Origin of the sequence: Bacillus vallismortis (assembly GCF_004116955.1) — a bacterium.
Lineage (GTDB): Bacteria > Bacillota > Bacilli > Bacillales > Bacillaceae > Bacillus > Bacillus vallismortis.
Map to the genome: position 1 here is coordinate 3,780,515 of NZ_CP026362.1, position 21,260 is coordinate 3,801,774.

The 21,260-nt window shown below is 45.2% G+C and carries 17 protein-coding genes, 3 pseudogenes and 4 riboswitches; of the genes and pseudogenes, 9 read left to right on the forward strand and 11 right to left on the reverse strand.

Annotated elements, in window-relative coordinates; translation table 11 throughout:
• Window positions 1–84 precede the first annotated feature (84 nt).
• Window positions 85–1,188 carry a hypothetical protein gene (locus BV11031_RS20025; protein ID WP_129550951.1) on the forward strand — a complete coding sequence of 368 codons (1,104 nt, stop codon included), beginning with the start codon at window positions 85–87 and terminating at the stop codon, window positions 1,186–1,188.
• 38 nt (window positions 1,189–1,226) lie between these two features.
• Here the strand turns inward: BV11031_RS20025 and BV11031_RS20030 are convergent, their stop codons facing one another.
• Both BV11031_RS20030 and citH read right to left on the reverse strand, forming a co-directional pair.
• Window positions 1,227–1,808 (reverse strand): DUF421 domain-containing protein, encoded by a 582-nt coding sequence (locus BV11031_RS20030; protein ID WP_129550952.1) that lies wholly within the window; start codon window positions 1,806–1,808, stop codon window positions 1,227–1,229.
• 96 nt (window positions 1,809–1,904) lie between these two features.
• Window positions 1,905–3,185, reverse strand: coding sequence for a citrate transporter CitH (gene citH, locus BV11031_RS20035; RefSeq protein ID WP_121643626.1), 1,281 nt, complete (start codon window positions 3,183–3,185; stop codon window positions 1,905–1,907).
• 200 nt (window positions 3,186–3,385) lie between these two features.
• Between citH and BV11031_RS20040 the strand changes: the two genes are divergently transcribed.
• The 3 genes and pseudogenes from BV11031_RS20040 to BV11031_RS23415 form a co-directional block, all read left to right on the forward strand.
• Window positions 3,386–5,446: a catalase gene (locus BV11031_RS20040; RefSeq protein WP_129550953.1), complete on the forward strand. Its 2,061-nt coding sequence runs from the start codon at window positions 3,386–3,388 to the stop codon at window positions 5,444–5,446.
• Between the two features lie 49 nt (window positions 5,447–5,495).
• Window positions 5,496–5,786, forward strand: a complete 291-nt coding sequence (locus BV11031_RS20045) for a protein YxiS (protein ID WP_129550954.1) — start codon at window positions 5,496–5,498, stop codon at window positions 5,784–5,786.
• Window positions 5,787–5,868: 82 nt separating this feature from the next.
• Window positions 5,869–6,196, forward strand: a pseudogene (locus BV11031_RS23415) (DUF3298 and DUF4163 domain-containing protein); the annotation flags it as partial.
• A 56-nt stretch (window positions 6,197–6,252) separates the two neighbouring features.
• On the opposite strand, the gene BV11031_RS20055 reads toward BV11031_RS23415, so the two are convergent.
• Complete coding sequence (locus tag BV11031_RS20055; protein ID WP_121643623.1) at window positions 6,253–7,446, reverse strand: NupC/NupG family nucleoside CNT transporter; 1,194 nt, start codon at window positions 7,444–7,446, stop codon at window positions 6,253–6,255.
• Between the two features lie 127 nt (window positions 7,447–7,573).
• A riboswitch (purine riboswitch) is annotated at window positions 7,574–7,675 on the reverse strand.
• Window positions 7,676–8,001: 326 nt separating this feature from the next.
• Between BV11031_RS20055 and BV11031_RS20060 the strand changes: the two genes are divergently transcribed.
• Window positions 8,002–8,718 carry a CoA transferase subunit A gene (locus BV11031_RS20060; protein WP_129550955.1) on the forward strand — a complete coding sequence of 239 codons (717 nt, stop codon included), beginning with the start codon at window positions 8,002–8,004 and terminating at the stop codon, window positions 8,716–8,718.
• Window positions 8,715–9,371, forward strand: coding sequence for a 3-oxoacid CoA-transferase subunit B (locus tag BV11031_RS20065; protein ID WP_129550956.1), 657 nt, complete (start codon window positions 8,715–8,717; stop codon window positions 9,369–9,371). The genes BV11031_RS20060 and BV11031_RS20065 overlap by 4 nt, the downstream gene beginning before the upstream one ends.
• A gap of 51 nt (window positions 9,372–9,422) precedes the next feature.
• Here BV11031_RS20065 and BV11031_RS20070 read toward each other — a convergent pair whose 3' ends face one another.
• From BV11031_RS20070 to BV11031_RS20085, 6 genes and pseudogenes are all read right to left on the reverse strand, one after another.
• Entirely contained in the window at window positions 9,423–10,559 is a 1,137-nt protein-coding gene (locus BV11031_RS20070; protein WP_129550957.1) for a 5-methyltetrahydropteroyltriglutamate--homocysteine S-methyltransferase, read from the reverse strand.
• 77 nt (window positions 10,560–10,636) lie between these two features.
• Window positions 10,637–10,743, reverse strand: a riboswitch (SAM riboswitch).
• A gap of 68 nt (window positions 10,744–10,811) precedes the next feature.
• Window positions 10,812–11,945, reverse strand: coding sequence for a 5-methyltetrahydropteroyltriglutamate--homocysteine S-methyltransferase (locus BV11031_RS20075; protein WP_129550958.1), 1,134 nt, complete (start codon window positions 11,943–11,945; stop codon window positions 10,812–10,814).
• Between the two features lie 85 nt (window positions 11,946–12,030).
• Window positions 12,031–12,137: riboswitch (SAM riboswitch) on the reverse strand.
• Between the two features lie 343 nt (window positions 12,138–12,480).
• Window positions 12,481–12,734 (reverse strand): annotated as a pseudogene (locus BV11031_RS22720) (hypothetical protein).
• A gap of 303 nt (window positions 12,735–13,037) precedes the next feature.
• Window positions 13,038–13,163 (reverse strand): hypothetical protein, encoded by a 126-nt coding sequence (locus tag BV11031_RS23210; RefSeq protein ID WP_052245596.1) that lies wholly within the window; start codon window positions 13,161–13,163, stop codon window positions 13,038–13,040.
• 109 nt (window positions 13,164–13,272) lie between these two features.
• Window positions 13,273–14,505: a peptidase T gene (gene pepT, locus BV11031_RS20080; protein ID WP_129550959.1), complete on the reverse strand. Its 1,233-nt coding sequence runs from the start codon at window positions 14,503–14,505 to the stop codon at window positions 13,273–13,275.
• Between the two features lie 202 nt (window positions 14,506–14,707).
• Window positions 14,708–15,586, reverse strand: coding sequence for a LysR family transcriptional regulator (locus BV11031_RS20085; RefSeq protein WP_129550960.1), 879 nt, complete (start codon window positions 15,584–15,586; stop codon window positions 14,708–14,710).
• A 131-nt stretch (window positions 15,587–15,717) separates the two neighbouring features.
• On the opposite strand from BV11031_RS20085, the gene BV11031_RS20090 reads away from it, so the two are divergent.
• The gene (locus BV11031_RS20090; RefSeq protein WP_121643616.1) at window positions 15,718–16,224 is read left to right on the forward strand and encodes a YbhB/YbcL family Raf kinase inhibitor-like protein; all 507 of its coding nucleotides are present in this window, start codon (window positions 15,718–15,720) and stop codon (window positions 16,222–16,224) included.
• A gap of 114 nt (window positions 16,225–16,338) precedes the next feature.
• On the forward strand, window positions 16,339–17,361 hold the full coding sequence (gene galE / locus BV11031_RS20095; protein WP_129550961.1) for a UDP-glucose 4-epimerase GalE: 1,023 nt from the start codon (window positions 16,339–16,341) through the stop codon (window positions 17,359–17,361).
• Window positions 17,362–17,984: 623 nt separating this feature from the next.
• Here galE and BV11031_RS23420 read toward each other — a convergent pair.
• Window positions 17,985–18,323 (reverse strand): annotated as a pseudogene (locus tag BV11031_RS23420) (DUF4352 domain-containing protein); the annotation flags it as partial.
• A 276-nt stretch (window positions 18,324–18,599) separates the two neighbouring features.
• A riboswitch (guanidine-I (ykkC/yxkD leader) is annotated at window positions 18,600–18,702 on the forward strand.
• A 71-nt stretch (window positions 18,703–18,773) separates the two neighbouring features.
• Between BV11031_RS23420 and BV11031_RS20105 the strand changes: the two are divergent.
• A complete protein-coding gene (locus BV11031_RS20105) occupies window positions 18,774–19,610 on the forward strand; it encodes a YitT family protein (protein WP_121643613.1) in 837 nt (278 codons plus the stop codon).
• A gap of 40 nt (window positions 19,611–19,650) precedes the next feature.
• Here BV11031_RS20105 and BV11031_RS20110 read toward each other — a convergent pair whose 3' ends face one another.
• Window positions 19,651–21,108 carry an aldehyde dehydrogenase family protein gene (locus BV11031_RS20110; RefSeq protein ID WP_129550963.1) on the reverse strand — a complete coding sequence of 486 codons (1,458 nt, stop codon included), beginning with the start codon at window positions 21,106–21,108 and terminating at the stop codon, window positions 19,651–19,653.
• Between the last annotated feature and the right edge of the window lie 152 nt (window positions 21,109–21,260).

Here is a 21,260-nt window from a genome sequence, read left to right on the forward strand (position 1 = left end):
AATTGTGAATATTGAGTTATAAATGTAAATGGGTTAACATTCCCTGCCGATATGTACTGTATAAAATCTGGAAGGAGTTTGTATATGAAGAACAAAAAAAGATTTTCATTGCCCTTTTTGTGTACGGTCTTGATTGTGGCCTTTAGCTTTTGCCTGACTTCACATGCTGCTGCACAAAGCGTTCCAAAAGAGAAGGCGATCATGAAGCAGCAGGAAACATTGAAAAACCATAAGGAAATGAAGGATGTTTCTTTAAAGCAAGCAGATGCAGGAAGCCTTAAAATGGATCAACATGAAGAAACCATGAAAGTAAAGAAACCGGCTAATGAGAATGTGTTTAAGACAGCTTCCATGTACAACTCCGAAGACCAGGTATTTGATACTTCCTCTGTACTTAACGAAAGTAACCCGGACGATATGTACTTTTTCAGTACGTCGTCAGACCGAACGCTGATTACACGAATTTTGTCTGCCAACAGCCAGTATCATTTAACATTGTATGTGGTCAATTGGGATACGGGTGAAGCACAGCCGACTACTATCGAAATGGATGCGGGGAACCTAGTGCTTTTAAAAGAGCTTCCGGCCGGCGATTATATGATTCGGGTGTATTCTGAAGGAACGCTGGGCGATTCATATCACATTCAGTTAAATGCAAAAAACCCTGCAAATTACACGAGCGTGCAGTCGATCACCTCTAATCTGCAAACCTTTGTAGCTGAGTACGCAGACGGTTCTGTTTATGCAAACGGGACATTGTTATACAATACCGGCACAAAAACATCTTCATTAAGCTGGGAAAGAGAATATTATTTTTCGCATGGCGGCGGGTATAATCAGCGTACCCACTCTATTTCGGATGTCAAAGTGAAAAGTGTTTCGGCTCCTGTTACCTATCATTCAAGTTATGCCAGCTCAAATTCGGCAGTAATGGTTTACTTAGATACGGGCACTTTGTTTATGCACCATGTATCAGCGTATCAGTCAGGGGGAGGCTACGAAGACTCTTTTCTTGATACATTGGGCAAAAAAACCCCTAGAAGGCTAGATGCGGATGATCAAACTTACGGAGACCATATTTTAATCGTAGATACAAAAACCGGCAAAGCAATCGATTTTTTCAGTGTTTTAAATTACTACTATGCATCGGGTGTAGAAAGCTTGCCGGTCATTTCATATATCCAATAAGTTCAATCACTCGGGCTGTTTCTGCACAAGGAACAGCCTTATTTTAGTTTGCCAGATGGAGTGGAATGACCGTTTTTAATTTCTTGAAAAATGTTTTCTTGCTTTTCTGGCTCAGGCTGTTGAACTGTGGTTTCGGCCGGCATGTTCATCAGTTTCTTAAAATCGCCCATCGTGAGCGGTTTCTTGTCATCTTGTAATTCATATCCGATTTGGCCGTTTGCTTCAATCGTTGCATGCTTAATGTCCTTTATGCTGGAAACTCCATGAATCCTGATTCGCATTTCAAGCTGGTCAGCTGTCAGCCGGAGTTTTTTCATGTTTTCTACATGGAGTTTGCCATCTTCAATCACTAATTTCGCTTTGCCGGTTAAGAACTTTTCCATCCAATTGGCCTTCACTTGGAACCATTCCATGAGGATGAGAGCAACAGTAAAAATACTGGCTGCCACAAGGGTTTTCCATAAACTTGTCTCTATTATTGGCTGGACAATAATCGTACCAATGGAAATCATCACCACAGTTTGTGCCAACGTCATTTGAGAGATTGACTTTCTCCCTGAAATTCTGAGTAATATGATGCCGGATACAATTAAAATGAGTGCTTGCCAAGCAAAATTCATGCGATCACCTTTTTGTTTTGATTTTTTCATAGTATGATCTTAGGGTTTCGGATTATACAGGAGAAAAGAGATTCAGCCAGCGGAATCCTTTTCTCATTAAAACGAAATAATCCCAATCAAAAGCGCCGCAATCGTCATCACAATCGTTGTCCCCACTGCCCATTTGATGGTAAATTTTTGATGGTCGCCAAAGCTGACGCCTGCCATACCGACTAATAGATAGGTGGAAGGCACAAGCGGGCTGAGCAGATGCACTGGCTGGCCCAGCAATGAGGCCCTGCCGATCTCGGCTGCGTCTATTCCGTAAGCGGAGGCGGCTTCTGCAATGATGGGAAGGACACCGAAGTAAAAGGCGTCATTCGACATGAAAAAGGTGAATGGCATGCTGGCGATAGCTGTGATCAATGGCAGGTGCGGGCCCATAGCATCGGGGATGAGTGATACGAGAGAATGGGCCATCGCATCCACCATTTTCGTGCCTGAAAGAATGCCTGTGAATATACCTGCCGCAAACACCATTGAGACAACGTTTAGCGCATTTCCCGCATGAGCAGAGATCCGTTTTTGCTGCTCTTTAACATTTGGATAGTTGATCATCAAGGCGATGGCGAACGCCGTCATAAAAAGAACAGGGAGCGGAAGCAGGCTGGTGATCAGTGCAGCCATGAGAGCGACAGTCAGCAGAAGATTAAACCATTGAAGAGCGGGACGCTTGAGCGGTGCTGTATCTGAATCGGAGGACGGTGCGTGCTCAATTGACATGACGCCGAGACGCTTTCGCTCTTTTCTTCCAAGGATATAAGCAACGGCGATCACCCAAAGAATGCCGGCGATCATAGCGGGAATCAGCGGAGTGAAAACCTCCGATGTGTCCAATTTTAAAGAAGACAAAACCCTCGCCGTCGGCCCGCCCCACGGAATAATGTTCATCACCCCCGAACCAAGCATCGCAATGCCCGCTAATACCAAACGGTTCATGCCAAGCCGTTTGTACAGAGGCAGCATCGCCGCAATGGTCATCATGTAGGTGGTTGTTCCATCCCCGTCCAGCGAAATGGTCATCGTTAAAACCGCTGTGCCGATGGTGATTTTTAACGGGTCTCCTTTGACAATTGATAATATTTTTGCAATGAGAGGATCAAACAAACCTGAGTCAATCATAATCCCGAAATAGAGAATGGCGAATAACAGCATGATGCCGGTCGGAGCGAGGTCTGTTACCCCTTGAATCATCATCTCGCCAAGGTCTTTTCCAAATCCGCTGATCAGGGCAAACGCAACAGGGACAACAATCAACGCAATAAGTGCGGAGAGCCGGTTAGACATAATCAAGTACATAAAGACAATGATCATCACAAAACCGAGTAGGGCAAGCAAAATATGACCTCCCTCTATCAATTATAAGTAAGCGCTCCCACTCATCCGCGCAGAAGGCTCATTTCCTATATGTATGTCCCTATCATGATAGGCAGACCAAAAATCCTATTGAGCGGATCAGCAGTTTATCTGGAGAATGCAGCGGGTAAATGTGCTGTAGAATGTTTCACTTTGGGAAATCAATAAAAGGGGGAACGGACATGAGTGATGATCAAAACAAACGTGTAAATGAACATGCAAAGGACGAGCAGCTTGAGCAGTACAGGGTTGATAACAGCGGGAAGAAAATGACGACCAACCAAGGCTTGCGGGTGTCAGAGGATGAGCACTCGTTAAAAGCCGGGGTTCGCGGCCCGACGCTGATGGAGGATTTTCACTTACGGGAAAAAATGACACACTTTGACCATGAGAGGATTCCGGAGCGTGTTGTGCATGCGCGCGGATTTGGCGTGCATGGCTTTTTTCAGGTTTACGAGCCGATGACAGAATTCACACGGGCCAAATTTCTTCAGGACCCTTCAGTGAAGACACCGGTATTTGTCCGATTTTCTACAGTCGCGGGTTCTAAAGGCTCCGCAGACACGGTGCGGGATGCCAGAGGATTTGCGACGAAATTTTATACGGAAGAAGGAAACTATGATCTCGTAGGAAATAACATCCCGGTGTTTTTCATTCAGGACGCGATCAAATTTCCAGATTTGGTTCACGCGTTTAAGCCTGAACCTCACAATGAAATGCCTCAGGCCGCGACCGCTCATGATACGTTTTGGGATTTTGTCGCCAATAACCCTGAGTCAGCGCATATGGTGATGTGGACGATGTCTGACAGGGGCATCCCTCGCAGCTACAGAATGATGGAGGGCTTCGGCGTTCACACATTCCGTTTTGTCAATGAACAAGGAAAGGCGCGTTTCGTGAAATTCCACTGGAAGCCAGTGCTCGGTGTGCATTCTCTCGTATGGGATGAAGCGCAGAAAATTGCCGGGAAAGATCCTGATTTCCACCGCCGCGACCTGTGGGAAACAATTGAAAACGGCGGCACGGTAGAATATGAGCTCGGCGTACAGATGATTGACGAAGAAGATGAATTCAAATTTGATTTTGATATTCTTGACCCAACCAAGCTATGGCCGGAAGAGCTCGTGCCTGTGAAAATCATTGGGAAAATGACACTGAACCGCAACCAGGACAATGTGTTTGCGGAAACAGAACAAGTCGCATTCCACCCGGGAAATGTCGTGCCGGGCATCGATTTTACAAATGACCCGCTTCTGCAGGGGCGGCTTTTCTCCTACACAGACACGCAGCTCATCCGACTTGGCGGCCCGAACTTCCACGAGCTGCCGATTAACCGCCCGGTATGTCCGTTCCATAACAACCAATACGACGGCTATCACCGGATGACGATCAATAAGGGGCCGGTCGCTTATCATAAAAACTCACTGCAAAACAACGACCCGTCGCCTGCGACAGCCGAAGAAGGCGGCTACATTCACTACCAAGAAAAAGTCGAGGGCAAAAAAATCCGCCAGCGCAGCGACAGCTTCAACGATTATTACTCACAGGCGAAGCTGTTCTGGAACAGCATGTCCCCGGTTGAGAAGAAGCACATGATTTCCGCTTTTTGCTTCGAGGTCGGGAAGGTAACAAGCAAAGACGTGCAGCGGCAAGTCGTTGACGTCTTCAGCAATGTGGATGCAGGCTTGGCAGAGGAAATCGCCAAAGGAGTAGGTGTGGCGCCGCCAGTGAAACGTAAGGCGTCTAAAGAAATTTTGACCTCGCCTGCGTTAAGCCAGATCAATACAGTGAAAACAGCATCCTCAAGAAAAGTCGCTGTTCTCGCCGGAAACGGATTTCATGAAAAAGAGCTGCAAACTGTGCTGGACGTTTTAAAGCAAGAAGGAATCATAGCGGATATCATCAGCGAAACGCTTGGATACATCACAGGCGGAAATGGGCAGCAGCTTGAGGCCGGCGGCACGTTCTTAACGGCTGACTCTGTTCTGTATGATGCCGTCTATGCCGCGGGAGGGCCAGCGTTAAAAGACAACAAACAAGCGATGGCATTTATGAAAGAAGCTTACAATCACTATAAAGCGGTCGGTGCGGCAAATGAAGGAATTGATCTTCTCCAAGCAGCTGTCGGCACAATCGAGGGGCCAGGCATCGTAACTGCTCAGGGCGAAGCTGACTATACCGCCTTCAGCAAGGCGTTTATCGAGGCGATCGCCGCTCATCGCCATTGGGATAGACGAATGTGACCCGCTCCTGTATCTTAAAGGAAGATACTTTTCATAAGGAGCATGACAGATGAACGAAAAACAGCTCGCTGAAGCTTACGAACGCGATGAAAATATGATGATTTTGGTATTTGCCCAATGGTGCGTCAACCATGACATAGATCCGCTGGAGCTCTACGCCAAAGCGTATCCGCAGCAAAAACTAAATAAAAGCTTAAAAAAAACCATGGACGAACTGACCGTGCCCAAACACGAGTCAGAGCATATTCCGGACCAAACCGTCATTGCGGTGTTAGAGATGTTCGGAAATATAGATTTGGCACAAGCGGTTCATGAAGCGATTTTGGAGCGTAAACAGTAAAAAAAGAGGCATCTTGTCTCTTTTTTTATTTAGACACTTCTTTTGAGTTGATCAGCCCTAAAAGGGACGGATAAACGAAGACATCGAAGGAGGAGATCGTATCACCTGCTGAAAACCGCTGGGGTTGCGGTTTTGCTTTTTTCTGTATGTGCATATGCTGTCCCATTTTTAAAAGCGGTTCCAGGGCAAAACACCAACTGTCAGCAGCCATACGTACAAAAAGATCCATGGTTTAACGTCTGTTCAGTCCTTCAACTATCTCTTGATAACCAAAAAGCGTGTGACGCTGGATCAGATACTGCATACCAAAACAAAAGTCAGCAAAACGAAAGATGGCCTATACAGCTACGAAAAACGGAATCGCCATTGTCTTCGGCCAATATGACTTAGGGCCATATACAGCCGCCATCCTCTATTTATCTATAATCAAAGAGCCATATCCGCAAAGGGATATGGCTCCATATTTCTACCACACAAACAGGCCGACAATCGCGGCACTTAGTAAAGATACCGCAATTCCGCTGACGAGCAGCTTCCACACGTTTTTCCCGATGACCGTTGACTTTTCGCCGTCAAGGATCGAGTTGTACGTGCCGTAAATCATGCCGACCGTACTGAAGTTGGCAAATGACGTCAGGAATGTCGTCGCCACCGCAACAGTATGAGGCGGAAGGGATGTGAGATTTTCTTTCAAGTCAAGCATCGCAACAAACTCATTCGTTGCCAATTTCATTCCCATCAGCTGAGCGACATACATCGCATCGTGTACCGGCAGCCCAAGCAGGAATGCAAACGGGCTGAAGAGATAAGCGAAAATCGTCTGGATGGTCAGGCCGTGTACGAAAACGCCAAGAATGCCATTGACCGCTGACGTTAACGCGACATATCCGATTACCATTGCCAAAATGACGATCACCATGTTCATGCCGACAAGCATACTGTTAGAAATCGTAGAGAAAAAGTCTTTCTTCTCCTCTTTAGGCGGCGTATAGATGATATCTTCATCCTCCGGCACGTGAACAGGATTCAGCAGGTTTGCGATAATCAGCGCGTTTAAGCAGTTCAACGGAATCGCTGTAAACACGTATGTCGCCGGCACCATTGACAGGTAAGATCCAATAATGGAGCCGCTGATGCTGCTCATGCTCATTAAGCCGAATGTGAGCAGGCGGTTGTTGTTTAATACCGTAAGCTGCTGGCGGATGACCGCAAGTGCTTCTGTATTTCCCAAAAACATCATTTGAATAGAGAAAAAGCTCTCTAATTTCGGCAAGCGGGAAGCCTTTGAAATCAACCAGCCGATTTTATCAATCAGCCAAGGCAAAATGCCGAAATAGGTTAAAATATCAAAGAATGTGACGATAAAGATAATTGGAAGAAGTGCGCTAAAGAAAAAGTCTACTGTTTCATTCGCCATCACTGACGGAAAGACAAACGCGATACCGTCACTCGCACAAGCAATCAACCAAGTGAAGAAATCACCAATTTTACCGATGGTCCAGCCCCCGACTTTTGTTCCCAGCATAAACCAAGTAATCAGCAATTCCAGAACAATTAACGTAATGATCGGCCGCCACTTGATTTTCTTTTTCTGCGGAGAACATAGGAATACAACTGCCATAATCACAATGAGACCGACAAGGTTTAATAAAAAGTACATGATAGCAACTCCTATGAGGTTTATTTTGGAAACAAAAAAAGCTCTTATCCTTCACAAATTCTGGAAAAGCAGAAAGTGTGAAAAATAAGAGCAAACAGAAAAGAACATGTCCTTTTCAACTCGTTCAAATTTATTCAAACTTTCTTGTAGTCTAGTTTTTTACGGTTACTAGGTAGAAACAATCAGACCATATTACTGATCATATACAAGAATGTCTATTTTCTAAGTTGATAGCAGTATTTTATCCTTTCACTTTTTGAAAATCAACCTTTTTAACTATTTTCACAATAATAAAATTTATATTTTGAAATGAGAAAATAAAGGCAGGACATGTTGGATTGTTATGTTGAAATGATGTTGATGGGTAAAACCATTTGATCCGCGCGTTTTTTCTTCTGTAACTGCTTTCTTTGATGGGAAGCGGGAAAATGCATATTTTAATCGGAATAGTCGGCCTCTGCTCCCCGTACATATGGAAAGGGAAAAAAAAAAACCGAGAAGATTGTAAACGCTTTCGTCCTTAAAGTTGATGGAGAAAACGAAAGGAGCATCAATATGGGGAAAGTACTATCATCAAGCAAGGAAGCCGCGGAGCTGATTCGTGATGGAGATATGCTGATCGCAGGGGGATTCGGGCTGTGCGGCATTCCTGAACAGCTCATTTTGGCGATCAGAGATCAGGGAGTCAAGGATTTAACCGTGGTCAGCAACAATTGCGGAGTCGATGACTGGGGGCTCGGTTTGCTTTTGGCTAACAGGCAAATCAAGAAAATGATTTCATCTTATGTCGGCGAAAATAAAATTTTTGAGCGGCAGTTTTTAAGCGGAGAGCTTGAGGTCGAGCTCGTTCCCCAAGGCACGCTCGCCGAGAGGATTCGCGCAGGCGGTGCGGGCATACCGGGATTTTATACAGCGACAGGCGTTGGCACTTCAATAGCAGAGGGAAAAGAACATAAAACATTCGGAGGCCGGACGTTTGTGCTGGAGCAAGGCATTACCGGCGACGTGGCGATTATCAAAGCGTGGAAAGCGGACACTATGGGAAATTTGGTTTTTCGGAAAACGGCGAGAAATTTCAATCCCGTTGCCGCCATGGCAGGCAAGATCACGATTGCCGAGGCGGAAATCATCGTGGAAGCGGGAGAGCTCGATCCAGATCACATCCATACGCCGGGCATTTACGTACAGCATGTGGTGCTTGGCGCGAGCCATGAAAAACGGATTGAAAAGCGGACAGTCCGGCAAGCGGCGGGAAAGGGTGAGGCGAGATGAAAGAGGCGAGAAAACGAATGGTCAAACGGGCTGTACAAGAAATTAAGGATGGCATGAACGTCAACCTTGGGATTGGAATGCCGACGCTTGTCGCAAATGAGATACCCGATGGCGTTCACGTCATGCTTCAGTCAGAAAACGGCTTGCTCGGGATCGGCCCGTATCCTGTGGAAGGAATGGAAGACGCGGATTTGATCAATGCAGGAAAGGAAACAATCACTGAAGTCACGGGCGCTTCCTATTTTGACAGCGCTGAGTCATTCGCGATGATAAGAGGCGGGCATATCGATTTGGCTATCCTTGGCGGCATGGAGGTTTCTGAGCAGGGGGATTTGGCCAATTGGGTGATCCCCGGCAAAATGGTCAAAGGGATGGGAGGCGCCATGGATCTCGTCAACGGCGCGAAACGGATCGTTGTCATCATGGAGCATGTCAATAAGCATGGCGAGCCAAAGGTGAAAAAGACATGCTCTCTTCCGCTGACGGGGCAGAAAGTTGTTCACAGGCTGATTACGGATTTGGCTGTGTTTGATTTTGATCACGGCCGCATGACACTGACTGAACTTCAGGAAGGCGTCACAATGGATGAGGTTTATGAAAAAACAGAAGCCGATTTTGCTATCAGCCAGTCTGTGCTCAAATCAAACGCTTGATATGAAAAAACACACTTGCTCCGCCAGGGAATCAAGTGTGTTTTTCTTTGCTTATTTCCAAACATCGTTCGCGATTTCAACCACATGGCGCAGCTTCGCCCATTGCTGTTCTTCAGTCAGCTTGTTGCCTTCTTCAGTGGAAGCGAATCCGCATTGAGGGCTGAGGCACAGCTGGTCTAAGTTCACATAGCGGGACGCTTCTTCGATACGGCGTTTCACATCGTCCGGATGTTCAAGCTCACCGAATTTAGAGGTTACTAAGCCAAGGACAAGCTGAAGATCGGAGCGCTTCACATAACGGAGCGGTTCAAAGCCTCCTGAACGCGAATCATCGTATTCCAAGAACAGGCCGTCAAGATTCAAACCGTCAAAAATGGTTTCAGCTGCTGCGTCATAACCGCCTTCAGCTGTCCAAGTGGACTGGAAGTTGCCGCGGCAAATGTGCATTGTCACCGTCAGGTCATCCGGGCGGTCCGCAATCGCGTCGTTAATGGATTTTGCAAACAGCTGGCGAAGCTCGTCAGGCGTTGTTCCGAAGGCTTCAATTTGTTTTAAGCCTTTTTCAGATAAGAAAACAGCCCATGCTGTATCATCAAGCTGCAGGTAGCGGCAGCCTCTGTCATAAAACGCTTGAATGGCTTTTTTATATGCTTTGGATACATCGTGCTGGAAAAGCTGATAGTCGTTTTTGTATGCGTCCTTTTCAAGCTTTCCGCGGAAAAACAGCATATTTGGGCTTGGGATCGTCATTTTTGGTGTCGCATCACCGGCAATGCTATGGAGAAAAGAGTAATCTTCAAGCATTGGGTGAGTCGAAAAGTCGATATCACCTGTGACTTTAATGCCGCGTGCTTTTGTCTGTACGTTATGGAATTGAATGCCTTGCTCAGGAATAAACGGCTCAACCCCATCCAGATTTTCCAGGAAATCAAAATGCCACCACGCTCTGCGGAATTCACCGTCTGTCACGACGTTCAGGCCGGTTTCCTTCTGTTTTTCCACAATGCGGATGATTTCATCGTTTTCAATTTGGCGGAGCTGCTCAGCTGTAATCTCGCCAGCCGCTTTTTGCAGCCGCGCTTTTTTGACGGGCTCAGACCTCAGCAGGCTTCCAACTTGATCCGCGCGAAACGGCGGCTTTTTTCTTTGAAGTGTATTTTGTTCTGTGTGTGTTGTTTGTTGTGGCATGTTGTCCATTCCTTCTTTCCATTCGAATATAAAAAAGCTCTTCCTTGAGATAAGGAAGAGCTTGTGTGACAATCTCAACCTTATCTTCAAGAGCAATCATTGCTCTAAAGGATTTAGCACCATTCTGTTAAACAGCGGTTGCCGGGTATCGCAGGGCCAGTCCCTCCACCTCTCTTGATAAGGAAAACCTTTTTATGAAATTTTCTGATGATATCTATTATTCACACATTTTCTGTTTCTGTCAATGATAGATTATCTCCACACATCGTTGGCGATGTCGATGACGTGGCGCAGCTTCGCCCATTGCTGCTCTTCTGTCAAAAGATTGCCTTCTTCCGTAGAGGCGAAACCGCACTGCGGGCTGAGGCACAGCTGATCCAAGCTGACAAAGCGCGCCGCTTCATTGATTCGCCGCTTCACATCCTCGGGATTTTCCAACTCGCCGTATTTTGATGTAACCAAGCCGAGCACAATTTGCAGATCCTTGCGTTTCACGAAACGGAGCGGATCAAAATTTCCTGAGCGGTCATCATCATATTCCAAGAACAGGCCGTCTAAGTGTAAGCCGTCCAAAATCGTTTCCGCTACAGCGTCATAGCCTCCTGATGCCGCCCAAGTCGACTTGAAGTTGCCGCGGCAAATGTGCATTGTGATTGTTAAATCATCAGGCCGGTCAGCCACTGCATCGTTAATCGTTTTGGCGAACAAGGCAGGCAATGTCTCAGGGTCGCCGCCGAGGGCACGAACGACCTCTCTGCCTTTTTCCTCAAAGAAGAGAGACCATGACGTGTCATCTAGCTGAAGGTAGCGGCATCCAGCGTCATAGAAAGCGATGATTGCTTTTTTGTACGCTTGGGCCAGATCATAAAAGTATTCCTCTTGGTCGTCATAAATTCCTTTATCGGCCTTTTCACCGAAAAACAGCATATTCGGGCTCGGAATCGTCAGCTTTGGTGTCGCATCACCGGCAATCTTATGTAAAAATTGATAATCGGCAAGCGCTGGGTGGTTCGTAAAATCGAGTTTTCCCGTCACTTTGATGCTGCGTGCTTTTGTTTTCACATTATGGAATTGAATCCCTTCAGCCGGGATGAACGGCTCCACACCGTCAAGCCCTTCGAGAAAATCATAATGCCACCAGGAACGGCGGAATTCACCGTCTGTTACCACCTCGAGTCCGATTTCTTTTTGTTTTTCCACAATGCGGCTGATTTCCTTGTTTTCGATCTCACGAAGCTGTTCCGCCGTGATCTCGCCGGCCGCTTTTTTTAACCGGGCTTCTTTCACCGGAGCGGAGCGCAGTAAACTGCCGACATGATCGGCGCGGAAAGGGGCTTTGCGTTGTTTTTCTGTTTTTTGTCCTGCAACATTTGTTTGTTGAGCCATGCGATTCGCCTCTTTTCTAGAAATATGGTAAGCATGAAAAAAGCTCTTCCTTTGAGTAAGGAAGAGCTTGAATAATCAAATCTCCGCCTCATCTGCAAGAACGCAATGTTCTTAAGGATTTAGCACCATTCTGTTTGAAACAGCGGTTGCCGGGTATCATAGGGCCAGTCCCTCCACCTCTCTTGATAAGGTAAAACGTCATATTTGCATTTCAATTATCTTAATATTATTACTTTTGGATCAATTGTCAATACTTTTTCAGAAAATACTTTCGGCTTTGTCGCTACATAAGATATTAGCAGTTAGCGAATGGGCGTGTAATTCAGCACATCCACCTCGTTTGCAATCTGCAAATGACAGGAATCCTATCCTTCAGCTGAGAATCATACCTCTACATGTTGACTCATAGATAAATGGCTCATTGCTAAGTGATTGCGGATAGTAGGCGATAGAAATACTGCTGGTTGTTCTTATAGTGAAAATGGAAAAGAAAAAAGCTGCGTGATTCAGCAGCCTTTTCAGTTGAAATATCGTGTTAGGAAAGATGCATCCGGCGTTTTTGGCGGATGGCGTCAAGGTCGATTAGGTTGTTTTGATGAGGTGCGGCTGCTGGCTGAGGGCTTGTCTTTTGCGGTTTGCGGCGATTGTCTTTGCTGAAAGAAAAAAGAAGATAGCCGCATAATGCGATGATAACAACTAGGATCATGTTACATACCTCCCAAAAAAGTTTTGGTATTCTCTATTGTACGGATAAATGGTCAAAAAGTATTCAAAAAATTCAAAATAAATCCAATGTTACATAGCTGCCCCTCTAAAACAGTCTAACCTGATAGCCTGAAAATAGTCTTATATCATGGTGATTTCTCTTGTTGATGATTGGTTCTATCGTTACTATCGACAGAAAAATAAATTCCTTTATATTACTTTTAACCTAAATTTACGTGATTCCAATTGCCTGTTTTTGGATGTTTTTTTCGTGCTTGTTTGATGTATACCCTATTTTGCGCCATTGAACACAAAAAACCCAAATCACGGAGCATTTGGGTGGTACGAGGAAACGCAGATAGTGGTTTTGGGGAATGGGATGACTGATTAGAAGAAGCGTTTGAACATTTTTCTGATTTTTTGAAATGCGCTTGATTTCTTTTGGATGATAGGCGGACGGGTCATGAACCATTTTTTTAATAGACTTTTTGCAGCAATTGCATGTTTTGTCATTGTTTCTCCTCCTCAACCGTTGATACTTGTTTTACGGAGGACGCATGAGAAATGTTTCATTTTCACGTAAAAAACCAGTCCTTTTTTGGACTGGCTTTGGCATTAGGCATTATGCCTGTTCTTCAAACAGCTTTGCAATCTCAATGATGACGTTGACGGCTTTGACCATGTTATCGGCTGAAATGTATTCGAATTTGCCGTGGAAGTTTTCTCCGCCGGTAAAGATGTTTGGCGTCGGGAGTCCCATATAGGACAGCTGGGAACCGTCCGTTCCGCCGCGGATTGGAGAAATTTTTGGTTCGATGCCGAGGTTTTCCATCGCTTGCTTTGCAATGTTGACGATTTCGATGACAGGTTCGATTTTCTCTCTCATGTTGTAGTATTGATCGTTCATATCAAGCTGAATCCGGTCTTGTCCGTATTCGTTTTGCAATTCCTCGACGACACGCTTCATCGTTTGTTTTCTGCTTTGGAAGTTCTCTTTGTCAAAGTCTCTGATAATGTAGTGCAGCTTTGTTTCCTCTACATCTCCTTGAATGGAGAGCAGGTGGTAGAAACCTTCATAGCCGTCTGTATACTCAGGCGCTTCGTCTGCCGGCAGCAGGCTGTTGAGCTTCATCGCGATTTTCACGGAGTTGATCATTTTTCCTTTTGCGGTGCCGGGATGTACGTTGTTGCCTTTGACTGTGATTTTTGCGGCAGCGGCATTGAAGCTTTCGTATTCAAGCTCGCCAAGCGGGCCGCCGTCAACTGTATAGGCGAAGGACGCATTGAATCGTTTCACATCAAATTTGTGCGGCCCTCTTCCGATTTCTTCATCCGGCGTAAAGGCGACTCTGATGGTGCCGTGTTTGATTTCAGGGTGTTTGATGAGGTAATCCATGGCTGTCATGATTTCGGCAATCCCGGCTTTATTGTCCGCGCCGAGCAGGGTTGTGCCGTCTGTGGTGATGAGTGTGTGGCCCTTATAGCCAGTTAGCTCTGGGTATTGATTAGGTGACAGGATGACCTGCAGCTTTTCGTTCAGAACGATGTCTTTTCCATCATAGCTTTCAACGATTTGCGGATTGACATTTTTGCCGGTAAAGTCTGTGGCGGTGTCAACATGGGCGAGAAAGCCGATTGTCGGAACGTCTTTATTTGTATTGGAGGGAAGAGTCGCCATGACATAGCCGTTATCATCAATGGTTACGTCTTGCATGCCGATTGATTTCAATTCATCAACAAGCATATTTCCTAACGTCAATTGGCCGGGTGTGGAAGGGCAGGTGTCGACCGATTCATCAGACTGTGTATCGACTTTTACGTATGTAGTAAACCGTTTCATGATTTCTTCTTTCATTTCCAATCATCTCCTTTGTCTTATCTTATCATGGCGGGGCGAGACATTTCTATTGCACAATACCGTTACGAATGGCAAACACGACTGCCTGTGTCGGTCTTGGAATATAGGGGCTCATCGCCATGTCATCAAATCCTTTCTGCATGAAGCATAGCGAATATCGGAAAAGAAAACGTCAACCGGCAGATTGATTTTTCAGATGCTATACTTGTTCGCGCTGCATAAAGTCATGTAACATAGCGTGAAAGTGCTGAATGTCCTCGTTGTTTCTTTTCCACATAATAAACGTCTGGGACGCCGGCAATTTAAGTTGCGGGGGCGTGCTTACAGCCATCAGCTTTTTTTCTGCCTCTTCCTGCTTGATGATGTAGGTGAGGAGGAATGATGCCCCCATTCCCGCTTTTATCATATGGACAGCCGCATCAATCTGCCCGGCAGCCATCGTTTGAAGGTGAGGGTAATGTGAACGGATGTTGTATAAAAAAGCATCCTCATATGCAGGGTGATCATGCGTGAGAAGCCGAAAATGGCTGAAGATAGAAGCAGCATCAGCAGTCGTGTTTTCCTGGAAAGGAGCCGCCAAACACAGCGTGCCTTCGCATATGTGCTGATAATAGAGCGTGTTTGCGTTCGGATCTTTCCGCGACAAACCAATATCAGCTTCATTTTGTTCCACCGCTTTTTTGATCTCATCAGATCCAGCCACATGAGTTGAAAGTTCAACATGCGGGTGTTTTTGGATATAAGCCGGGAGAAAACGAGGCAAGATATAGGACGCAATGTAGGGATGGACGGCCAGTGTAAGTGAACGGCTGTATCCTTGCTTCCATTGGCTGACTTTTTGCTTTCCCGCTTGGTATACATGGATCATTTCTTTGGCATAAGGCAGAAACAGCCTGCCTTCGTCAGTCAGGACGACGCGTCTCCCGGGATGCAAAAACAGCCGCATGTCCAGTTCATTTTCTAATTTTCGTATATGTTGAGAAACAGCCGGCTGGGTGAGGTAAAGACGCTCAGCCGTTTCTCTGAAGTTCTCTGATTCCGCTGCGACGATAAAGGTTTGCAGCCATTTTAAATCCATAACTTATCTCCTTCACTGCAAGTAATCAATAACAAATTGTTAAGTGAACATACGCATTTGCTTTTCACTGATTATACATCCATTCGTTTAGTATACCTATAGAATGAGAAAATAGAGAGAGGGATTCATATATGAACATATACGTAGAAGCAAATCCGTATTTACATGACAAGTTTTCAAAATACACTGATGAAAAATATAAAAGAGAAGGGAATCCATTTGTATCCTTTCCGATTCGTTTTGAGGACGTCCCGCCCGGCGCAAAGACGCTCGCGCTTACTTTCATTGATCATGACGCCATTCCCGTATGCGGATTCAGCTGGATTCACTGGACAGCGGCAAACATTCCGGCGCGCATCGCAGAGCTTCCTGAGCATGCGAGCGAGGAAAGACAGGACTTGATGATACAAGGGCAAAACAGCTTTGCTTCACCGCTTGCGGGAAGCTGCAATCCAAAGGTGATTCATCAGTATTGCGGGCCGACACCGCCTGACAAGGATCATGCTTACACGCTGACGGTCTATGCTTTAGACACAGAGCTGAATCTTCAGCAGGGCTTTTATATGAATCATCTCTATCAGGAAATGAAGGGGCACATTCTCGCTGAGACCTCTATTGAAATACTGGCAAGGGTGTAAGAAGAATATGAACAAATGATTAATAAACGATTAAACTTCTTGAAAATGGATGTGGAAAGCTTCTGAAAACTTTATAATAGGAAACAATACATTCTCTTTAGGAGGTTATACATCATGGCAATACTTGTTACAGGCGGCGCGGGGTACATCGGAAGTCACACATGTGTTGAATTATTAAATAGCGGCTATGAGATTGTCGTTCTAGATAATCTGTCGAATAGTTCGGCTGAGGCGCTGAACCGCGTCAAGGAGATTACAGGAAAAGATGTAACGTTCTATGAAGCCGATCTATTGGACCGGGAAGCGGTAGAAACAGTCTTTGCGGAAAACGAGATTGAAGCTGTGATTCACTTTGCGGGGTTAAAAGCAGTCGGTGAGTCTGTTGCGATTCCGCTCAAATATTATCATAATAATCTCACAGGAACGTTTATGTTATGTGAGGTCATGGAGAAATACGGTGTTAAAAAAATCGTGTTCAGTTCGTCCGCGACAGTCTACGGCATTCCGGAAACATCGCCGATTACGGAGGACTTTCCGTTAGGCGCGACTAATCCTTATGGACAGACAAAGCTTATGCTGGAACAAATTTTGCGTGATCTATATAAAGCCGACAATGAGTGGAGCGTTGCGCTGCTTCGTTACTTTAATCCGTTCGGCGCGCATCCAAGCGGACGGATCGGTGAAGACCCGAACGGCATTCCAAATAACCTCATGCCATATGTGGCGCAGGTAGCGGTAGGCAAGCTGGAGCAATTAAGCGTATTCGGAAATGACTATCCGACAAAAGACGGGACAGGCGTACGCGATTATATTCATGTCGTTGACCTCGCAGAAGGCCATGTCAAAGCGCTGGAAAAAGTATTGAACACCACAGGAGCCGAAGCGTACAACCTCGGAACAGGCACAGGCTACAGCGTGCTAGAAATGGTCAAAGCCTTTGAAAAAGTGTCAGGAAAAGAGGTTCCGTACCGTTTTGCGGACCGCCGCCCTGGAGACATTGCGACCTGCTTCGCAGATCCCGCAAAAGCCAAGCGGGAACTGGGCTGGGAAGCAAAACGCGGCCTTGAGGAAATGTGCGCCGATTCCTGGAGATGGCAGTCTTCTAATGTGAATGGGTATAAGAGTGTAAAATCATAAACAAAAGGACTGGGGGTTTCCCCCAGTCCTTCTTTCTATTGATCTAAGTTTACTTCAAATGTAAATGGATTGATTGTTATATCGTAATTTTCGGAAGATCCTTCTAATATAATTTTTGCTGTTTTGCTTTCGATTTTAGGGAAAACAATAACCCCTTCAGTGTTAACTCCTGGTAAGATTTCACTTTGAATTTTAGGATAACTTGATAGGTCGTCTTTACGCTCAAGCTGTTTATTATCAGCGATGATTTTGGCATTGAAGTCATAAAAATTGATTTCATCTTGTGATTTGTTTTCTATCTTAACATAAAGACGAGTTTCTTTTTCCGCAAGTTCAACTTTTTGAAGCGTAAGTGCAAATCCGTGCTGGTTCTGTGTTTTATCCACGTTAATTGTTTTTTGAGCTGGGGCGAAAGCTGTTGCATAGTCGCTTTTTTCAATGGAATCGGCAATGATTCTCGGCGCTGAAACAGAACCACCCAATGCGTTTTCACCATCATATTTGTCTTTCACCGTACCGACGACATGAATAATATCGTCATCTTTAATATCTAAATCAGAGTCGTCGCTCATAATAAGTGTATTCTTGCTTAACTTTTCCGGATTGTTATAGCCTTGAAGGTATGTGCCATCGTCGTCTTGTTCAACGTCAAAAACCTTTACATACAGATCGACTTTATAATTTTTAAATTGATCGGCATTAGTATATAGTTTTTCTATATCAGCCTTTTGTACTGTTTTTGTTGACTTTTTAGAATCGGAGCCGGTTGTAGTAGAAGCTTGAGAGTCTTCGCTGTTTCCGATGTTTGCAAGAATGATAATGACTACTATCGCTAGAATAAACGTAATGATTTTATGCCTCATAAAAAAGTTACGTTGATCTTTACCGCAATTCGGACATTTCTTAACACCTTTTGCGATCTCTTGGCCGCAAGCTTTACAGTGTAGTAGCTTTCCTGACATTATATTTCCTCCTATGTAATTAATTTCTTTAAATATATGTTCTATTTTGCCTATATATTTTCATGTAGTCAATGATAAATCGGAAAAAATATTTTAATTTATATCTTATTAAAAAGGTACTTTTTATCATATCGGCCGAATCTTTCATTTATTAACAGATAATGATCTTTTTTGTTTCTCTTAACCTAATGAATAAATCTCCGCAAATACCCCTTGAACCAATTCACACCGTCCCTTATAATGCTAATATTGGAAAGTAAAGAAGATATGATAAAAACAATGGTTTTCTAGGGTTCCGCAATGCATATTGGACTGTGACCGAGAGAAAACACATAACAGCCTTGCTGTTGTGACACGGTGGGATAAAAGCCCAGGAGTTTCTGCTCTTTTTGCGAGAGCGTACTCCTGGGTTTTTTTGTTGATACTATCTGGAGAAGGAGTGTTTTCGTGATGAAAAAAAGAATACTGGATGTGCTTATGCTTGTAATTGGCGCTTTTTTCTTCGCGCTTGCGGTGAATTTGTTTGCGATTCCCAATGACCTTGGGGAAGGCGGGGTCACTGGGATTACGCTGATCTTGTATTATGTATTTGAATGGTCTCCTGGGATAACGAACTTTATCTTAAATGCGTTTCTGCTTTTAATCGGCTACAAGTTTCTGGACGGTAAAACCACTGTCTATACCATCATTGCCGTAGCGGCGAATTCGCTATTCCTCCATCTGACACACGGGTGGAGCACGCCGTCTGATGAATTGATCATCAATACGATTTTCGCGGGTGTATTTGCGGGAATCGGTATTGGCATGATCATTCGTGTCGGCGGGACGACAGCCGGTTCTGCGATTCTGGCGAGAATCGCAAATAAATATTTAGACTGGAATATCAGCTATGCGCTCTTGTTCTTTGATTTAATTGTGGTATTCAGCTCTTATTTTATTATTGGCGCGGAAAAAATGATGTTTACGATCGTGATGCTGTACATCGGTACGAAAGTGATGGACTTCATTATTGAAGGCTTGAATACGAAAAAAGCGATTACGGTCATTTCGGAACATAAGAGTGAGATTTCAGAGCAAGTAAATACCTTGATGGATCGGGGCGTGACGATTTTATCAGGGAAGGGGAGCTATACGGGCCAATCAAAAGAGATTTTGTATATCGTCATTAACAAACAGGAGCTGTCCATGCTGAAGAAAATCATCAGAAGCTGTGATAAAAAAGCGTTTGTGATCGTTCATGACGTACGCGATGTGTTTGGCGAAGGGTTTGTTGATATATCGAAATAAAGAAAATCCCTCTGCGGGTGAAGCAGAGGGATTTGTTCGTTTAGAACGGATACTTGCGGTATTGCTTCTGAATCGAAATCCATTTTGTCACGGTAAACTCCTCGACCACCCAAGGGTTTCCGAAGCGGCCGACACCGCTTGCTTTGTTTCCGCCAAAGGCGATGTTCGGCGAATCATTGACAGACTGATCGTTAACATGGGTCATGCCGCTGTCAATTTGCAGGGCGAATGTTTCACCTTTTTCTAAATCAGAAGTGAAGACCGCCGAGCTGAGCCCGTATTCAGTATCATTTGCCATATCAATCGCTTCCTGATCGCTGGAGGCTTTGATAATGGTGGCGATCGGGGCGAACAGCTCGGTTTGGGCGATTTTGCTGTTGTTGTCAGCGCCGACGAAAACATACGGTGTGAGTACGTTTCCGACGCGTTTGCCTTCAACCGCAAGCTCGATGCCGTCTGCTTTTGCCTGCTCAATGATTTCCAGCGCTTTCTCGATTTGGCCCTCGTTGATCAGCGGGCCGACTACGGTTTTCGGATCGGTTTGATCGCCGTACGGGAGCTGTTTGACACGGGCGGTGAATTTTTCAACAAACTCATCATACACATCTTGGTGAACGATGATCCTGTTGATAATCATACAGATTTGTCCTTGGTGAATAAACTTCCCGAAAATCGCTGCGTCTACAGCACGATCGACATCCGCGTCTGAAAGGACGGCAAATGGGTTGTTGCCGCCGAGCTCAAGAGCCATTCGCTTGAAGTCGCGCCCGGCGATTTCACCGATGTGGCGTCCGACCGCGGTTGATCCCGTAAAACTGATTAATCTAGGGATTGGATTTGTCAGCATGCCGTCACCGATTTCTTTTAAGTCCGTCAACATGACGTTAAGGACACCCGCAGGAAGACCGGCGTGTTCGAATGCTTTCGCAATGATCGTTCCGCCGGAAAGAGCGGTTTGAATATCAGGCTTGTGAACAATGCTGTTTCCTAGCGCGATTGCGGGAGCAATTGTTCTCATTGATAAATTCATCGGAAAATTAAATGGAGAAATCGATGAAATCACGCCGAGCGGAAGGCGGTAAATCTTATTGATTTTCCCTTCAATATCAGATGGAACCTCTTTGATGCCGCCTAATTCACCGGTATACGTGATGGCTTCATCTATAATTGCAATGGTTTGTTCAAGCTCGATTGTGGCTTTAATAATGGTTCCGCCCGTTTCGCGGGAGATCATCATGATGATGTCATCACGATTTTCCTGTAAATAGCCGCGTGCTTTTTGCAGGACTGCTTTTCGGTCTTCCGTTGTGCTCTTGGCCCACTCTTTTTGCGCCCGCTGTGCAATGTCAAACGCATCCTCCAGCTGCTTGCTTGTTGCCAGAGATGCTGTTGTAATCACAGACTGGTCGTATGGATTCAAGATATCCTCCGTACGTCCGCTTTCTCCTTCTGTCCATTTTCCATTGATAAAACTTTTGTTTAACGCTTCTAAAGCCATTGATGATCATCCTCCTTTGGTCCTGCATTACTCTTCTATTTCCGTTGAGACCGATATGTAAACGAATCGGCTTTCCCTTTCAGTTTCTCCTTCCTGTGCCGGATATACGCTTTTTTATTGGAGAACCTGTGTGTTTCGCCTTATACTGGATA

Excerpts from the sequence above, each read along its gene's own strand:
- pepT (WP_129550959.1), bottom strand. The coding sequence starts at position 14,505 with ATGAAAGAAGAAATCATGAAACGGTTTACTACATACGTAAAAGTCGAT.
- BV11031_RS20030 (WP_129550952.1), bottom strand. The coding sequence starts at position 1,808 with ATGAATTTTGCTTGGCAAGCACTCATTTTAATTGTATCCGGCATCATA.
- galE (WP_129550961.1), top strand. The coding sequence starts at position 16,339 with ATGGCAATACTTGTTACAGGCGGCGCGGGGTACATCGGAAGTCACACA.
- BV11031_RS20045 (WP_129550954.1), top strand. The coding sequence starts at position 5,496 with ATGAACGAAAAACAGCTCGCTGAAGCTTACGAACGCGATGAAAATATG.
- BV11031_RS20060 (WP_129550955.1), top strand. The coding sequence starts at position 8,002 with ATGGGGAAAGTACTATCATCAAGCAAGGAAGCCGCGGAGCTGATTCGT.
- BV11031_RS20085 (WP_129550960.1), bottom strand. The coding sequence starts at position 15,586 with ATGGATTTAAAATGGCTGCAAACCTTTATCGTCGCAGCGGAATCAGAG.
- BV11031_RS20025 (WP_129550951.1), top strand. The coding sequence starts at position 85 with ATGAAGAACAAAAAAAGATTTTCATTGCCCTTTTTGTGTACGGTCTTG.
- BV11031_RS20110 (WP_129550963.1), bottom strand. The coding sequence starts at position 21,108 with ATGGCTTTAGAAGCGTTAAACAAAAGTTTTATCAATGGAAAATGGACA.
- BV11031_RS20065 (WP_129550956.1), top strand. The coding sequence starts at position 8,715 with ATGAAAGAGGCGAGAAAACGAATGGTCAAACGGGCTGTACAAGAAATT.
- BV11031_RS20105 (WP_121643613.1), top strand. The coding sequence starts at position 18,774 with ATGAAAAAAAGAATACTGGATGTGCTTATGCTTGTAATTGGCGCTTTT.
- BV11031_RS20070 (WP_129550957.1), bottom strand. The coding sequence starts at position 10,559 with ATGCCACAACAAACAACACACACAGAACAAAATACACTTCAAAGAAAA.
- BV11031_RS20075 (WP_129550958.1), bottom strand. The coding sequence starts at position 11,945 with ATGGCTCAACAAACAAATGTTGCAGGACAAAAAACAGAAAAACAACGC.
- BV11031_RS23210 (WP_052245596.1), bottom strand. The coding sequence starts at position 13,163 with ATGACAAAACATGCAATTGCTGCAAAAAGTCTATTAAAAAAATGGTTC.
- BV11031_RS20090 (WP_121643616.1), top strand. The coding sequence starts at position 15,718 with ATGAACATATACGTAGAAGCAAATCCGTATTTACATGACAAGTTTTCA.
- BV11031_RS20040 (WP_129550953.1), top strand. The coding sequence starts at position 3,386 with ATGAGTGATGATCAAAACAAACGTGTAAATGAACATGCAAAGGACGAG.
- BV11031_RS20055 (WP_121643623.1), bottom strand. The coding sequence starts at position 7,446 with ATGTACTTTTTATTAAACCTTGTCGGTCTCATTGTGATTATGGCAGTT.